This window comes from Kitasatospora herbaricolor (assembly GCF_030813695.1).
GTDB classification, from domain to species: domain Bacteria; phylum Actinomycetota; class Actinomycetes; order Streptomycetales; family Streptomycetaceae; genus Kitasatospora; species Kitasatospora herbaricolor.
This window is the reverse complement of record NZ_JAUSVA010000002.1, coordinates 5508438-5523749: the sequence shown is the minus strand read 5'-3', so window position 1 is coordinate 5523749 and position 15312 is coordinate 5508438. Positions and strand designations below refer to the sequence as shown.

Genomic DNA, 15312 nt, shown 5'->3' with positions numbered 1-15312 from the left:
AACCGCCCGATAGGCGGAGCACAAAGCATGGGAGAACACCTGTCCCGCGCGTCGAGAGAGTGGTTCACCGATGAGCTCAGACGACTTTGACAGCCACCTGCGGAAACTGATGGCCTGGCACTTCGGCGATGCCACCGGATCGCCGTTCTGGCTCGGGAAACGGGCCACCCTCGGCTTCGACCCGGTCAGCGACGTGCAGGGTGCGACCGATCTGCTGCGGTTCCCCGACATCAGCTCCGAGCTGCGCAGCGTCCCGGCCGGGGACCTGATCCCGCAGGGCCTGGCGGACCAGCCCTTCCGGGTGTACGACTCGGGCGGCACCACCGGCGCCCCGAAGCGCATCGTGGACAGCGGCTACCGTTCGCGGCTGCTGGAGTGGGCGCACGGCCGGCTGGTCGCCCAGGGCGTGCCCGCCACCGGCAACTGGCTGCACCTGGGCCCGAGCGGCCCGCACGTCATCGGCTTCGACGTGTCGCGCTACGCGGCGCTCGGGAACGGCATCTTCTACACCGTCGACCTGGACCCGCGGTGGGTCAAGCGGCTGCTCGGCAGCGGCCGGCCGGAGCAGGCCGAGGAGTACATCCAGCACCTGCTCGACCAGGCGGAGACGATTCTCCGCAGCCAGGACGTGGCCGTCCTGAGCACCACGCCCCCGCTGCTGGAGGCGATCTGCGCCCGCGAGGAGCTGTACGAGCTGGTGCTGGCCAAGGTCCGGGGGATCATCTGGGCCGGCACCTCGATCAGCGCCGAGAGCCTGCGCCTGGTCGAGGAGGTGTTCTTCCCCGGCACCGCCGTGGCCGGCATCTACGGCAACAGCCTGATGGGGGTGGCGCCACAGCGCGAGCGGCTGGCCGGCGACGAGTACCCCTGCGTCTTCGAGGCGTTCCCGGAGACCACCCGGCTGGAGCTGGTCGACGAGCAGGGCAAGGAGGTCGGCTACGGCGAGCGCGGCCGGGTCCGGCTGCACCTCGTCGCCGAGGAGATGTTCCTGCCGAACATCCTGGAGCGCGACAGCGCCGTCCGGATCGCACCGACCTCCCCGGGCGGGCCGGACGGCCTGGCCGACGTCCAGACCTTCGGCACCATCGACGATGTGGCCGTCATCGAAGGGGTGTACTGATGAGCGTGGTCCGCATCGACCCGGTGACCGGCGGCCGGCCCGTGCCGAGCAGCGACCGCTCCACGCTGCTGGGCGTGACCGGCGAGCCGCTCGCCGACATCGGCCAGGCCCCCCGGCTGCTCGCCCAGGCCGCGCTGAACGAACTGCGCCGCAACGCCGACGGCGTCCCGCCCGGCGCCGAACTGCTCGTCGAGGCGGCCCGGCTGTTCGCGAGCGCCGACCTCGACGGGGAGAGCATCGACGACTACGTCAACCGCGTCACGCTGAGCACCGGGCTGACCGCGGCCACCGTCCGGCTCGCGGTCGAGGACCTCGTCAAGGAGATCGTCGCACTGCCCGCGACCACCGCGGCGGAACTGCCGGTGACCGACTTCGGCTCCGGCTTCCGCACCCGCTGGGTGCCCCGCGGCCGGGTCTTCGCCGGGGTGATGGCCAGCAACCACCCGGTGCCCAACGCCACCTGGGTGCAAGCGGTCTACCACGGCTACAGCGTGCTGGTGCGGCCCGGCAGCCGCGACCCGTTCACCCCGCGCCGGCTGGTCGCGGCGCTGCTGCGGGCCGGCCTGCCGGCCGACCGGCTGGCGTTCCTGCCCAGCTCCCGCGAGGTCGGGGAGTTCCTGCTGCGCAAGGCCGACCGGGGGATCATCTACGGCGGCCGGCAGGCCGTCGAGACCTGGCAGGGCGACGACAGCATCGCGGTGCGCGGACCCGGCAGCACCAAGGCCTTCCTGGACGCCGACCTCGACGACGCGCTGCTGGACCACCTGGTCACCTCCGCCTCCTTCGACGGCGGCACCCGCTGCACCAACCTCTCCGCGGTGCTCACCACCCGGCCGGTGGCCGAGGTCGCCGACCGGCTCGCCCGGCGGCTGAGCACCCTGCCGGTGCTGCCCGCCGACCACCCGGACGCCTCGCTGCTGGTGCTGGACGCCCACCGCGCCGAGCAGATCCGCCGCCAGACCGCCGAACTGCGCACCGAGCTGACCGACCACTCGGCCCGCCACGACGCGCACGAGCCCTTCGTCCGGCTGGAGAACGGCTCGCTGCTCCCCCGGCCGCTGGTGCTCTCCGCGGACCGGGCCGGCCACCCGGCCGTCGGCACCGAACTGCCCTTCCCCTTCATCGTGGTGGCACCCTGGACCGAGGCGGACGGCACCGCGCCGCTGCGCGAGTCGCTGGTGCTCAACCTGCTGACCGAGCGGGAGGACCTCGCCGAGCGGGCCCTGCTGGAGCCGACCGTCCGCAAGGTCACCCGGGGCACCGTGCTGCCCTGGACGGCCGTGCCCGGGATCCCGCACGACGACAACTACACGCAGTTCCTGCTGGAGCCGAAGGGCGTCGTGAGCGGCGATATCGATTCGAAAGCCGGGCGACACCTCGCGTCGACATGATTCCTGGCGTCAGGCAACCGAGCAACGGACCGAGGAAGGCGTTGTGGGGATGAATCGACGTGACATGGTGAAAGCCACGGTGGGCGTGGCCGCGGCCGCCGCCAGCGGCGTGGTGGCGTTCAACGGCACCGGCGTCGGAGCGCGGGCCGCGGCCGAGGGCTCCGGCCCCGTCGCCGCGGCCGGCCCGGCGGACCATGTCGAGACGTACAAGGGCCGGACGATACGGGTGGCCGCCGCGAGCGGCGAGCACACCCCGGTGTTCATCGACGACCGGCCGCTGCATGTGATGAAGCTGGGCGAGAACGCGTACATGAGCTCGCTCTGCCACTACGGCCTGGAGGCCTCGCCGCTGGTCGCGGCCCGCCGCGCGGTCGACGAGCTGCGCGGCGCGCAGCTGCTGGCCGCCAAGGACTCCGGCTCCACCGACCACCACCACGCCGCATGAGCGGTCACGAGCAGGAGAAGCGACGCGTGGGCGTACGCAAGAACCACCTTCACATGAGCCGCGCGGAGAAGCGCCGGTTCGTCAACGCGGTGCTGGAGATCAAGCGCCGGGGCATATTCGACCAGTTCGTGCAGCTGCACATCCAGGTCAACTCCGACGACTACCTGGCGAAGCTGGGCGGCAAGCGGATCGGGCACGTGAACCCGGGCCTGTTCCCCTGGCACCGCCAGTACCTGATGAACTTCGAGCGGGAGCTGCAGAAGGTCGACCCCCGGGTCACCCTGCCGTACTGGGACTGGACCACCGACCAGGGCGCCGACTCCCCGCTGTGGGACGAGGAGTTCATGGGCGGCAACGGCCGGCCCGGCGACAACCGGGTGATGACCGGCCCGTTCGCCCGGGACAACGGGTGGAAGATCAACATCAGTGTGGTGTCCGACGGTTCGGAGCCCGCGCCGGTGAACGGCCACTACACCACGGACGACCGCGACTACCTGGTCCGGGACTTCGGCACGCTCACCCCGAACCTGCCGACCCCCAAGGAGCTCCAGGACACCCTGGACCTCCCGGTCTACGACTCGTTCCCGTGGAACCACACCTCGGGCCGCGAGACGCCGTTCGCCAGCTTCCGCAACCACCTGGAGGGGTACGCCAAGTTCCCCTGGGAGCCGGCCTTCGGCAAGCTGCACGGCGCCGGTCACGTCTGGGTCGGCGGCCACATGATGTACATCGGCTCGCCCAACGACCCGGTGTTCTTCCTGCACCACTGCTTCATCGACAAGCTCTGGTCGGTCTGGCAGCGGCAGCACCCGGACGTCCCGCACTACCTGCCGCTGGAGCCCACCCAGGACGTGCCGGACGTGCACACCAAGCTCCCGCCGTGGAACACCCTCACCCCGGGTGACCTGACCGACCACCGTCGGTTCTACCAGTACGACGACGACTGCGACTGAGCCCGAGCGCTCCGCCCCGCCCGCACCCGGGGCGCGGCGGCCCGGTCACGGGCGTGCGGGGCGGGACCGACCAGGTCCCGCCCCGCACCCGTGCGCGCACGCGCCGCGCGCGGGCCGGCACGGCCCCGGGCACCGGCCCGGCGCGCGGGTCACTCCTCGGTGGCGTCCGGCTCCTCGACGAAGTTCACGCGCTTGAACTGCTTGTTCATCGACTTCACCAGGAACCAGGTGGCGACCGCGAGCGCGGCGAAGACCACGAAGCCCAGCAGGCCGGGGGTCACCTTGGTCTCGTCCAGGGCGAGCCCGGTGGCCAGGTCGGTGAGGTTCACGGGGTTGCTCATCTCTCCATGGTGACCCGGCCCGCTCGGGGCCGGGCCACCGGGGTGGTGCGTGTCGGAGCCGGCCGGTCAGTTGCCCGGCTCGGCGGCCAGGCTGCGGGTGCGCAGACCGGCGAAGAGGTCGTCCTCGGGCAGGTCGGTGTCGATCAGCGAGCGGGACAGCTCGTAGTCCTCGGTCGACCAGACCTCGCGCTGGACGTCCAGCGGGACGCGGAACCACGGCCCGTCCGGGTCGATCTGGGTGGCGTGGGCGATCAGCGCGCGGTCCCGGGTCTCGAACCAGTCCCCGCACTCCACCCGGGTGGTGATCTCGCGCTCCTTGCGGCCGCTCTTCTCCCAGCCCGCGATCCACTCGCCGTAAGGCGACTCGTGGCCGTGCTCGGTGAGGTAGGCGTGCAGCGCCCGGATCCGGCCCATCGGGAAGCCGTGGTTGTAGTAGAGCTTCAGCGGCTGCCAGGGCTCGCCCGACTCCGGGTAGGCGTCCGGGTCCCCGGCGGCGTCGAAGGCCAGCATGGTGATCTTGTGGGTCATGATGTGGTCGGGGTGCGGGTAGCCGCCGTTCTCGTCGTAGGTGGTGATCACCTGCGGCTTGAACTCACGGATCAGCCGCACCAGCGGCTCGGCCGCCTCGGCCACGTCCTTCAACGCGAAGCAGCCCTCGGGCAGCGGCGGCAGCGGGTCGCCCTCGGGCAGGCCCGAGTCGACGAAGCCCAGCCAGGCCTGCTTCACCCCGAGGATCTCGCGTGCCGCGTCCATCTCCTTGCGGCGCACCTCGTGGATGTTCTCCTCGACGAACGGGTCCCCCTGGAGCTTGGGGTTGAGGACCGACCCGCGCTCACCGCCGGTGCAGGTGGCCACGAGCACGTCGACCCCTTGCTCGACGTACATGGCCATGGAGGCGGCACCCTTGCTGGACTCGTCGTCCGGGTGGGCGTGCACCGCCATCAGTCGCAACTGCTCAGTCAACGCCTGGTTTCCTTCCACCAATAATCTGGGCCGCCCACCGTCCGGGCCGCGCAGTTTCCGGGGCCGCGCCGTCGCGGGACCCACCGCCGACAGGTGCCGGCACGACGGGCCCCCCGCCCCCGCCGGACCGGCCGCGGGCGTGCCCCTCCTATAGTGACGGACTGGAGGAGCCTTACATTCCCGGCACCACCCCGGCGGGCCCCTCCCACGAGAGGACTGAGCCAGCATGAGCGTCGGCACCACCACTGGGCAGCCGCCCGCGGGCCGCTACGGCCGTACCGGCGACCGCGAGGCGGACCGCAGGCTGAAGGCGGTCGGCGCCGTCTGCGGCGTGGTGCTGCTGGGGCTGGTCGGCTGGTTCGGCGCCTCGTACCTGCTGCGCGAGACGGCCATGAACGGCCTGGTGCCGACCTTCCAGGCCGTCTCGGACTCCGAGATGCAGATCCATCTGCAGGTGAGCAAGAGCAACGGCACCGCCGGGGCGTGCACGGTCCGCTCGCAGGCCGCGGACGGCACCGTGGTCGGCCAGAGCGACTTCCCGGTGCCGGCGGCCGGCAGCGACTACGACGCCGTCCTGACCCTGCGGACCACCGCCCGGGGGACCACCGCCCAGCTGCTGGGCTGCACCCCGGCCAAGTAGGCCCCGCGGGCCGCCGCGCTCCTCCTGCGGCCCCGGACCGGCCCGGCCGCCCGCTCTTCCGGCCCTGCCGCCCGGGCCTCTTTGAATCTCACCCGATCGGGCGCATATTCGATCGGGGGAGCGGGAATCCGTCCACCAGTCCCGGTCACCTTCGCGCAACCTTGTGGTCAACAGCGCGTCAATGCCCCTCCCGCCAGGTGACGGAAATTGTTAGGCTCGTGGTTTCGCCCCTTCCGCGCCGGATGGTACGGGAGTGGGCGTTGCTTTGTAGTTAAGACCGATATCACCACCACCACCCGTGCCGACGGCCCTGTCCCGCGGCACCGCCCAGTACCTACGAGGAGCACCCGTGACCCAGACCAGCGAAAACGTGACCTGGCTCACTCAGTCCGGCTATGACCAGCTCAAGGCCGAGCTGGAGCACCTGACCGGCCCCTGGCGCGTCGAGATCGCCCAGAAGATCGAGGCGGCGCGCGAAGAGGGTGACCTCAAGGAGAACGCCGGCTACCACGCCGCCAAGGAGGAGCAGGGCAAGGGCGAACTGCGCGTGCGCCAGCTCACCCAGCTCCTGGAGCGCGCCAAGGTCGGCGAGGCCCCCACCGACACCGGTGTGGTGGCCCCCGGCATGGTCGTCACGGTGGCCTTCGACGGCGACCCGGACGACACCATGGTCTTCCTGCTCGGCTCCCGCGAGGCCGCCGGCGACCTGGACATCTACTCGCCGCAGTCCCCGCTCGGCCGCGCCATCGACGGCCGGAAGGTCGGCGACGACGCCACCTACGAGCTGCCCAACGGCAAGAAGGCCTCGGTCCGGATCGTGGAGGTCAAGCCGTACACCGGCTGACACCCCCGGGCCCGACGGGCCCGGATCGCGTGCGCAACCGCCGAGGGCGGCCGTGGAGAGGACTCCACGGCCGCCCTCGGCGCGTCGGGTGCGGTGCGGCCGGTCAGCCGACCGCGGAACGGTACTTGCGCACGGACAGCCAGGAGAAGACGGCCATGATGATCAGCGACCAGATGATCGAGACCAGCGTCGCGTGCTGCATCGGCCAGACGTCGTCCACCGGCCCGACCTGGTTGCCGAACAGGTCGCGGCAGGCCTGCACGGTCGCGCTGAACGGGTTCCAGTACGCGATCGGCTGGAGCCAGCCCGGCATGCTGCTGATCGGCACGAACGCGTTCGAGATGAAGGTCAGCGGGAACAGCCAGATCAGGCCGGCCGAGGTGGCCGCCTCCGGGCTGCGCACCGACAGGCCGATCAGCGCGCCGATCCAGGAGAACGCGTAGCCGAGCAGGAGCAGCAGCGCGAACGCGCCGAGCGCCTTCGGGAAGCCCTCGTGGATGCGCCAGCCGACCCCGAACGCCACCAGGGCCAGCACCAGCAGCGTGAAGGCCGTCTGGACGAGGTCCGCGAGGGTCCGGCCGACCAGGACGGCCGAGCGGGCCATCGGCAGCGACCGGAACCGGTCCACCAGGCCCTTGGTCATGTCCTCCGCGATGCCCGCCGAGGCGCCGGCCACCGCGAAGGTCACGGTCTGGGCGAAGATGCCGGCCATCAGGAACTGGGTGTACGTGTCCGAGCTGGCCTCGGCGCCGGGGATCTGGATCGCCCCGCCCATCACGAACGAGAACAGCAGCACGAACATCACCGGCTGCATCAGGCCGAAGACCACGATCTCCGGGATGCGGGTCATCCGGCGCAGGTTGCGCTTGGCGACCACCCAGGAGTCGTGCAGGGTGGCGGCCAGGCCGTGCCGCTGCTTGGGAACGGCGCCGCCGATGGCGTGTTCGGTGACCGTCGTCATCTCAGGCGTCCTTCCCGGCCGCGACGGCCTGCTTGTCCCGGCCGGGCCGGCCGGTGTCCGCCCCGCCGCCCGCGCCGCCGTTCTCGGCGTCCTCCGCCGTGGTGGCGTGGCCGGTGAGGGAGAGGAAGACGTCGTCCAGCGTCGGCCTGCGCAGGCCGATGTCGTCGATCTCGATCGAGCGGGTGTCCAGCTCGCGGATCACGTCGGCCAGCACCTTGGCGCCGCCGCTGACCGGGACGGTGATCCGGCGGGTGTTCTTCTCCACCGCCGGGTCGCCCTTGGCGTACGGGGTGAGGGCCTCCAGGGCCTCGCTCACCTGGTCGCGCCGGTGCACGACGACCTCGACGCGCTCGCCGCCGATCTGCGCCTTGAGCTGGTCGGCGGTGCCCCGGGCGATCACCTTGCCGTGGTCGACCACCGCGATGTCGTGGGCGAGGCGGTCGGCCTCCTCCAGGTACTGGGTGGTGAGCAGCAGCGTGGTGCCCTGCTCGACCAGGGTCTCGATGACCTCCCAGAGGGCGAGGCGGTTGCGCGGGTCCAGCCCGGTGGTGGGCTCGTCCAGGAACATCACCGGCGGGCGGACGACCAGCGCGGCCGCGAGGTCGAGCCGGCGGCGCATGCCACCGGAGTAGGTCTTGGCGGTGCGGTCGGCGGCGTCGGTGAGGTTGAACCACTCCAGCAGCTCCAGGGCGCGGGCCTTCGCGTCCCGGACGCTCATCTGGTAGAGCTCGCCCACCATCTGGAGGTTCTCACGGCCCGTCAGGTACTCGTCGACGGCGGCGTACTGGCCGGAGAGCCCGATCAGGCTGCGGACCTTGTTGGGGTGCTTGAGCACGTCGACCCCGGCGACCACGGCGTGGCCGGAGTCGGGGCGGAGCAGGGTGGTGAGGACCCGGACGGTGGTGGTCTTGCCGGCGCCGTTCGGGCCGAGCAGTCCGAGCACCGTGCCCTCGGGGACGTCGAGGCTGACGCCGTCCAGGGCTCGTACGTCACCGAAGGTCTTCACCAGGTTCTCGGCTTGGATGGCTGGCGCCATGGGCCTGCTTCATCTCCTCTGACTGGATGCGGTGGGCGGTGCTTCTCAGGCGTGCTGTTCAGGCGTGCTGTTCAGTGCTGTCGAGCCGGTGCTGTTCGCGGGGGACGCGGGATTCTCCACACCTGGGAGCATTTGCCCCATTTTGTGCCCACATAGGGCTACCCGAGCCACCCCGCCTTCATGCATGCGCTCGCACATGCGATCGGGCGGAAACGCGATACATCGCGAGAATGGCAGCTTGCGATATATCGCGTCAAGGTTCAGGGCCCCGCCATCCTGACAGGCACCACTGACAACCGGGTGTCCGACACGTGGACGGCAGCCGAGGGGCCGGCCCGGCGGCCCGGCCCGCCGTCAGTGCGAGACGACGTACCCCGCGTCCCGCAGCTCGCTCACCACCAGGTCGCAGTGCTCGGGGCCCTTGGTCTCCAGGTGCAGGTCCACCTCCACCTCGGTCAGCCCCAGCCGCGGGTCGATCCGCACATGGGCCACGTCCAGGACGTTGGCGTCCACCCGGGTGAGCACCCCCAGCAGGTCCGCCAGCGAGCCGGGCCGGTCGGTCAGCCGGACCCGCAGCGACAGGTAGCGGCCGGCCACCGCCAGCCCGTGCCGCAGCACCCGCTGCATCAGCTGCGGGTCGATGTTCCCGCCGGACAGCACCGCCACCACCGGCCCCTCGAAGGAGTCCGGCCGCTCCAGCAGCGCCGCGACCGGGCTGGCCCCGGCCGGCTCCACCACCAGCTTCAGCCGCTCCAGGCTCAGCAGCAGGGCCCGGGAGAGCGAGTCCTCGGAGACCGTGCGGATGCCGTCCGCCAAGGTGTTGATCACCTCGAAGGGGATGTCCCCCGGGCGGCCGACCATGATCCCGTCGGCCATCGTGGCCACGTGCTCCAGCGACATCGGGCGCCCCGCCGCCAGCGAGGGCGGGTAGGCGGCCGCGCCCGCCGCCTGGACGCCGATCACCCGGACGTCCGGCCGCAGCGGCTTGACCGCCGCCGCGATCCCGGCCAGCAGGCCGCCGCCGCCCACCCCGACCAGGATGGTCCGCACCTCGGGGCACTGCTCCAGGATCTCCAGCCCCACGGTGGCCTGGCCGGTGATCACGTCCCAGTGGTCGAAGGGGTGGATGAAGACCGCACCGGTGGTGTCGGCGTACCGCTGCGCGGCCTGCAGCGCCTCGTCCACGTTCGCGCCGTGCAGCCGGACCTCGGCGCCGTAGTCACGGGTCGCCGCGACCTTCGGCAGCGGGGCCGCCACCGGCATGAACACCGTCGAGCGGACCCCCAGCAGCGAGGCCGCCAGCGCCACCCCCTGCGCGTGGTTGCCGGCGCTCGCCGCCACCACCCCGCCCGCACGCTCGACCGGCGAGAGCCCGGCGATCCGGACGTAGGCGCCGCGCAGCTTGAACGACCCGGTGCGCTGCAGGTTCTCGCACTTCAGCCGGACCGGGGCGCCGACCAGCCCGGAGAGGTACCGGCTGCCCTCCATCGTGGTGACCCGGGCGACCCCGGCGAGCATCTTCTGGGCGCCGCGGACGTCGTCGATGGTGATCGGCCAGCTCTGCATGCCGCCAGCGTACGGCCGCGCGGGCCGCCGCCGGGGACGCACGCACGGTTCCCGGCGCGGGTCCGCCCGCGTACGCTGCTGGTCCCGAGACCGACCGGCGCCAGGTGGGCGGACGGAGGAGCGGCGTCCGCGCCGCACCCGCAGCGCGTCTGAGCCAGCCCACCGCGCGCCGGCCGGCCGAGCCTCCCTCACCGCACACCGATCGTGAGCCGCGATGACGACGACCTCGCCCAGGGCCACCCCCCGTACCGACCCCGTGCACACCCAACTGCAGTACCAGGTGGCGGTCTTCGCCCGCCGACTGGAACAGGTCCGGACCTCCGACGGGGTCGGGGCGCTGGACCGCGCCGCCTATCTGCTGCTCGACCGCCTGGAGCGGCACGGGCCCGCCAACATCAAGACCCTGGCCGACTGCCTGGGCATCGACTCGTCGACGGTCACCAGACAGGTCGCCCCGCTGGTCGGGGCCGCCCTGGTCGGCCGGGTACGGGACCCGGCCGACCGACGGGCCGTACGGCTCGCGCTGACCCCGCTCGGCGCCGATCGGCTGGCCGAAGTCAGGTCGGGCCGCGAGGAGTTGATCCGCCGTCTGCTGGACGGCTGGCCAGCCGAGGAGCAGCGGGCGTTCTGCGCCCTGCTGGCCCGCTTCAACGGCAGCCTGGAGTCGTACGCGGCCGGAGCGGAGGCCTTCCCGGCCGGGCCGTGAGCGCCGCCCGCCGGAGCGGGCGGGGCCGGGGTCCCGACCGGGTGGGGCGGGCCCCCGACCGGGTGGGGCCGGCGGCCGGCCCCACCGGGGGCGGCCTAGCGGCCGAGCGCCTGCTGGAGGTCGGCCAGCAGGTCGTCGATCGACTCGATGCCGACCGAGACCCGGACCAGGTCCGAGGGCACCTCCAGGGCCGAGCCGGCCACCGAGGCGTGGGTCATCCGGCCCGGGTGCTCGATCAGCGACTCGACCCCGCCCAGCGACTCGCCGAGGGTGAACAGCTGCGCGCGGTTGCAGACGTCGACCGCCGCCTGCTCGCCGTCCTTGAGCCGGAACGAGACCATGCCGCCGAAGGCCTTCATCTGCTTGGCGGCGATGTCGTGGCCCGGGTGCTCGGCCAGGCCCGGGTACAGCACGTGGCTGACCTTCGGGTGCCGGGTCAGCAGCTCGGCGATCCGCTCCGCGTTGGAGCTGTGCCGGTCCATCCGGACCCCGAGGGTCTTGATGCCCCGCAGCACCAGCCAGGAGTCGAACGGTCCGGCCACCGCGCCCATCGCGTTCTGGTGGTAGGCGATCTCCTCGCCCAGCCCGGCCTCGGCCGCCACCAGCGCGCCGCCGACCACGTCCGAGTGGCCGCCCATGTACTTGGTCGTCGAGTGCACCACGACGTCCGCGCCGAGCGCGATCGGCTGCTGCAGGTACGGGCTGGCGAAGGTGTTGTCCACGACCAGCAGCGCGCCCGCGCCGTGCGCGATCTCGGCGAGCGCCGCGAGGTCGGTGATGCCCAGCAGCGGGTTGGACGGGGTCTCCACCCAGACCGCGCGGGTGTTCGGGCGCAGCGCGTCCCGGACGGTCGACAGGTCCTGGGTGTTGGCCACCGAGAACTCGACGCCCCAGCGGGTCAGCACCTTGGCGAACAGCCGGAAGGTGCCGCCGTAGGCGTCGTTCGGGATGACGATGTGGTCGCCCGGCTTGAGGACGGTGCGCAGCAGGGTGTCCTCGGCGGCGAGGCCGGAGGCGAAGGCCAGCCCTCGGCTGCCCCCCTCCAGCGCGGCGAGGCACTCCTCCAGCGCGGTGCGGGTCGGGTTGGCGGATCGGCTGTACTCGTACCCGCCCCGGAGGCCGCCCACCCCGTCCTGCTTGTAGGTGGACACCTGGTAGATCGGCGTGACGACGGCCCCGGTCTGGGGATCTGCTTCCTGACCCGCGTGGATGGCGAGGGTCTCGAAGCCGTGGGGAAGCTGGTGCTCGGTCATAGCACCGAGGGTAGTGGGCGAATGGTGCGAAGTCCGGTCGGAGCGGGAGCCCGGCGCGACCCCCGGTACCGGACCGCCCCGCTCCGCGGCGGCCGCACGGCGGACCGCCCGCGAGGACGGCCGGAATCCGCCGCGCCGGCCGAGCGTTGCAAGCACTGCAACCCGTCCCTCGACAGCTGGAGCAGGCCGTGCTGTTCAACCGCCACAAGACCGAGCTCGTCTCCGCCGAGCAGGCGCTGCCCGGCCGGGCGGCCGCGCCGTTCACCCTCACCCAGCCGCACACCGTCCTCGGCAACCCGCTCACCGGCCCGTACCCGGCCGGTCTGGAGGTCGCCGACTTCGGCCTGGGCTGCTTCTGGGGCGCCGAGCGCACCTTCTGGAAGCTGCCCGGCGTCTGGACGACCCTGGTCGGCTACCAGGGCGGCCACACCGAGAACCCGACGTACGAGGAGGTGTGCAGCGGGCGGACGGGCCACACCGAGGCCGTCCGGGTGGTCTACGACCCCGCCGTCCTCCCCTACGAGACGCTGCTGAAGACCTTCTGGGAGGCCCACGACCCGACCCAGGGCAACCGTCAGGGCAACGACGTGGGCACCCAGTACCGCTCCGCCGTCTACACCCACTCCCCCGCCCAGGCGGCCGCCGCCGACGCCACCAGGGACGCCTTCCAGCCGGCCCTGTCCGCGATCGGCCTGGGCCCGATCACCACCGAGATCGCCCCGGCGGGCCCGTTCTACCCGGCGGAGCCGTACCACCAGCAGTACCTCTCGGACGCCAAGAACCCGAACGGCTACTGCGGCCTGGGCGGCACGGGCGCGAGCTGCCCCATCGGGGTGGCCCGCACGGACGGCTGAACCGTCCGGTCGCCGGACGGTCCGGCCGCCGGGCCGTCCGGCCCGAGGGCCAGGGGCGTACCGGGCGATGCCGCGTGACGGCGTCGCCCGGTACGGCTTCACCGGGCGGCCCCGGGACCCGACCGACCGGACCGCGGGCGAGGTCGTCCACGCGGTGTCCGGTCTCGCCGCGCTCGGGGATCCACCGCCAGCCGGCCGGGCCGCGGTGACAGCCCCCGCGAGGGGGCGCAGACTGAGATGACCAGCAGGGCGGTCCCGGAGACCGCCGGACGGACGCGGTCACCCGCCCTCGGCAGAGGAGCAGCCATGTCCGGTCTGATCCGTATGAGCCTGGACTCACCCGAGGAGGTCCGTCCCTTCGACGGGGGTATGGGGCACGTGGCCCTGGTCAACCTCGAAGCCGGCGCGGTGGGGCGCGGGGTCTTCGAGCCCGGGTGGCGGTGGACCCAGCACATCAAGCCGCTCGCCGGGACGGACACCTGTCAGGCCTCGCACATGGGGTACGTCGTCTCCGGCCGCATGAAGATCGTCATGGACGACGGCGAGGAGGCCGAGTTCGGCCCCGGCGACGTCATGATCTGCCCGCCCGGCCATGACGCCTGGGTGCTCGGGGACGAGGCCTGCGTCGTGCTCGACTGGCAGGGGTTCGCAGACTACGCCAAACGCTGAGTCCGCCCCCGCCACGTCGCACCGCCGGGCCTGGTGCGGGGCAGGGCCGGCTCAGCCCCGCCGGACCTCGTGCAGGAAGCAGCCGAACTCCAGCGCCCGCACGTGCACCAGCGCGACCTCGGGGTCGGCCAGCAGCTCCCGGGCCGCACCTTCGGCGGTGTCGGGGGTGACGACCGTGCCGCCCAGGATGTGGCCCCGGCGGTCGTAGGCGCGCAGCACCCGCTCGGAGCCGTGGAAGCCCGCCGGCCAGGCGGGGCCCGCGCCGGGGCAGGCCTCGGCGTGGACGAAGACCGGGCCGACCTCGTCGTAGGGGCCCGGTTCGGCCCCGGTCTCCTGCGCCCAGCGCCGGAGCGGCGCGTAGCCGAGCAGGGCGATCCGCTCACCGGGCCTGGCCCGGGTGAGGCAGCAGCGCAGCGGGGCGCCGCCGTCCTCGTCCACCGAGAGGACGGGCGGGCGCCCCGCGTCGTCGCGGGCGCGCAGCTGCGCGAGCACCACCGGATCGATCGGCCCGACCCGCAGGGCAGTCGTCGTTGTCATGCCTGCCAGCCTGCGCGATCCGGGCCCGGCCCACCGGCGGGATCCGGTCATCGCGCTCGCAGGCCGGCGATCAGCCAGTCGAAGGCGGGGCCGAGGCCGGGCGGGACGGGATTGCCGTTGATGATCGCGATCAGATGCCAGTACCGCTCGGTGCGCGGGTCGTTGCCGGTCTCCAGCCGCTCCAGCAGCCAGGTCCGGAACCGCGGCCCGTCGGTGCGGGCGAACAGGTCGGCGAAGGCCGCCGCCAGCTCGTCGACGACCGGCCGGGCGGCGGCGGAGCCGGGCGCGATGCCTGCCTCCCGGGCCTCGGTGGTCCGCGCCAGCACGGTCATGACGAGCCTCCCGTCCTCGTCGGTGCCGGTGCGGGCCCCCTCCGCGCGCTCCCGGGCCTGGTAGGCGGCCATCCGCCGGACGGCGGCGCGGAAGTCCGCGTCCTGGACGAGTTCCCCGAGTTCGAGCCAGGCGTCGGCCTGCTCGGCGGTGGGGTCCTCGGGGAGCTCCGGCAGGGTGGCGCGCATCTTGGCGAGGAATTCGGGGCCCGCGTCGAGCCCGTCGAAGGCCTGCTCGACGAAGTCCTGGACCAGTCGGCGGCGCTCGCGGTCGGAGAGCTTGGCGATCTTGTTCATGAGTTCCAACTCCTCTGGACTGGACCCGCGTCCGGCCACCGCTCGCAGGACGGCCCGGCGCAGCCGCAGGGTGCGGATCTGTGCGTCCAGGGCCTCCAGGTGCACGGCGGCGACCTCGGCGACGGTGGTCTCGCGGGCCAGCAGGCGCTGGACGGTGGCGAGATCGACACCGAGGTCGCGCAAGGTCCGGACGAGGTCCAGCCGGGCGCGCGCGTCGTGGTCGTAGAGCCGGTAGCCGGCGGGTGTGCGGTCGGTCGGCGGCACCACGCCCTCGTCGGACCAGAACCGGATGGTCCTGACCGGCAGCCCGGTCAGGGCGGCCAGTTCGCCGATGGTGTGCAGGGTGTCGCCGTCCATGTCCGCCACCTTGGGCCTTCCAGTCGCTGGAGACTCAAGTCTGGGGCGGG

17 protein-coding genes are annotated in these 15312 nt (G+C 72.6%); 9 read left to right on the top strand and 8 right to left on the bottom strand.

Annotation, left to right across the window (positions count from 1 at the left end):
* The first annotated feature begins 70 nt into the window (after positions 1-70).
* The 4 genes from J2S46_RS24545 to J2S46_RS24530 are packed head-to-tail and all read left to right on the top strand — an operon-like array spanning position 71 to position 3909.
* On the top strand, positions 71-1120 hold the full coding sequence (locus J2S46_RS24545) for a class I adenylate-forming enzyme family protein (protein ID WP_229912884.1): 1050 nt from the start codon (positions 71-73) through the stop codon (positions 1118-1120).
* A complete protein-coding gene (locus J2S46_RS24540) occupies positions 1120-2511 on the top strand; it encodes an aldehyde dehydrogenase family protein (protein WP_191291189.1) in 1392 nt (463 codons plus the stop codon). The genes J2S46_RS24545 and J2S46_RS24540 overlap by 1 nt, the downstream gene beginning before the upstream one ends.
* A gap of 49 nt (positions 2512-2560) precedes the next feature.
* The gene (locus J2S46_RS24535; protein WP_229912883.1) at positions 2561-2956 is read left to right on the top strand and encodes a tyrosinase family oxidase copper chaperone; all 396 of its coding nucleotides are present in this window, start codon (positions 2561-2563) and stop codon (positions 2954-2956) included.
* 26 nt (positions 2957-2982) lie between these two features.
* Entirely contained in the window at positions 2983-3909 is a 927-nt protein-coding gene (locus J2S46_RS24530) for a tyrosinase family protein (protein ID WP_229912882.1), read from the top strand.
* 149 nt (positions 3910-4058) lie between these two features.
* On the opposite strand, the gene J2S46_RS24525 is transcribed toward J2S46_RS24530, so the two are convergent.
* A complete protein-coding gene (locus tag J2S46_RS24525) occupies positions 4059-4250 on the bottom strand; it encodes a hypothetical protein (protein WP_191291186.1) in 192 nt (63 codons plus the stop codon).
* Between the two features lie 66 nt (positions 4251-4316).
* Positions 4317-5213 carry a mycothiol conjugate amidase Mca gene (gene mca / locus J2S46_RS24520; protein WP_191291185.1) on the bottom strand — a complete coding sequence of 299 codons (897 nt, stop codon included), beginning with the start codon at positions 5211-5213 and terminating at the stop codon, positions 4317-4319.
* 226 nt (positions 5214-5439) lie between these two features.
* Here mca and J2S46_RS24515 point away from each other — a divergent pair, with 226 nt between their 5' ends.
* Positions 5440-5853, top strand: a complete 414-nt coding sequence (locus tag J2S46_RS24515; RefSeq protein ID WP_191291184.1) for a DUF4307 domain-containing protein — start codon at positions 5440-5442, stop codon at positions 5851-5853.
* Positions 5854-6202: 349 nt separating this feature from the next.
* Positions 6203-6697: a transcription elongation factor GreA gene (greA, locus tag J2S46_RS24510; RefSeq protein ID WP_190210622.1), complete on the top strand. Its 495-nt coding sequence runs from the start codon at positions 6203-6205 to the stop codon at positions 6695-6697.
* A gap of 103 nt (positions 6698-6800) precedes the next feature.
* On the opposite strand, the gene J2S46_RS24505 is transcribed toward greA, so the two are convergent.
* The 3 genes from J2S46_RS24505 to ilvA form a co-directional block, all read right to left on the bottom strand.
* Positions 6801-7658, bottom strand: a complete 858-nt coding sequence (locus tag J2S46_RS24505) for an ABC transporter permease (protein ID WP_191291183.1) — start codon at positions 7656-7658, stop codon at positions 6801-6803.
* A 1-nt stretch (position 7659) separates the two neighbouring features.
* Positions 7660-8694, bottom strand: a complete 1035-nt coding sequence (locus J2S46_RS24500) for an ATP-binding cassette domain-containing protein (RefSeq protein ID WP_191291182.1) — start codon at positions 8692-8694, stop codon at positions 7660-7662.
* A gap of 354 nt (positions 8695-9048) precedes the next feature.
* Positions 9049-10260, bottom strand: coding sequence for a threonine ammonia-lyase (ilvA, locus tag J2S46_RS24495; RefSeq protein WP_191291181.1), 1212 nt, complete (start codon positions 10258-10260; stop codon positions 9049-9051).
* 214 nt (positions 10261-10474) lie between these two features.
* On the opposite strand from ilvA, the gene J2S46_RS24490 reads away from it, so the two are divergent.
* The gene (locus tag J2S46_RS24490; RefSeq protein WP_191291180.1) at positions 10475-10966 is read left to right on the top strand and encodes a MarR family winged helix-turn-helix transcriptional regulator; all 492 of its coding nucleotides are present in this window, start codon (positions 10475-10477) and stop codon (positions 10964-10966) included.
* Between the two features lie 95 nt (positions 10967-11061).
* On the opposite strand, the gene J2S46_RS24485 is transcribed toward J2S46_RS24490, so the two are convergent.
* Positions 11062-12219 (bottom strand): cystathionine gamma-synthase, encoded by a 1158-nt coding sequence (locus J2S46_RS24485; protein WP_191291179.1) that lies wholly within the window; start codon positions 12217-12219, stop codon positions 11062-11064.
* Between the two features lie 188 nt (positions 12220-12407).
* Between J2S46_RS24485 and msrA the strand changes: the two genes are divergently transcribed.
* Positions 12408-13073 (top strand): peptide-methionine (S)-S-oxide reductase MsrA, encoded by a 666-nt coding sequence (gene msrA, locus J2S46_RS24480; protein WP_191291178.1) that lies wholly within the window; start codon positions 12408-12410, stop codon positions 13071-13073.
* Between the two features lie 306 nt (positions 13074-13379).
* A complete protein-coding gene (locus tag J2S46_RS24475; protein WP_191291177.1) occupies positions 13380-13742 on the top strand; it encodes a cupin domain-containing protein in 363 nt (120 codons plus the stop codon).
* Between the two features lie 51 nt (positions 13743-13793).
* Here the strand turns inward: J2S46_RS24475 and J2S46_RS24470 are convergent, their stop codons facing one another.
* Together J2S46_RS24470 and J2S46_RS24465 are read right to left on the bottom strand one after the other, a co-directional pair.
* Positions 13794-14279 carry a DUF1203 domain-containing protein gene (locus tag J2S46_RS24470; RefSeq protein ID WP_191291176.1) on the bottom strand — a complete coding sequence of 162 codons (486 nt, stop codon included), beginning with the start codon at positions 14277-14279 and terminating at the stop codon, positions 13794-13796.
* A gap of 47 nt (positions 14280-14326) precedes the next feature.
* Positions 14327-15262 (bottom strand): helix-turn-helix domain-containing protein, encoded by a 936-nt coding sequence (locus J2S46_RS24465; RefSeq protein WP_191291175.1) that lies wholly within the window; start codon positions 15260-15262, stop codon positions 14327-14329.
* Between the last annotated feature and the right edge of the window lie 50 nt (positions 15263-15312).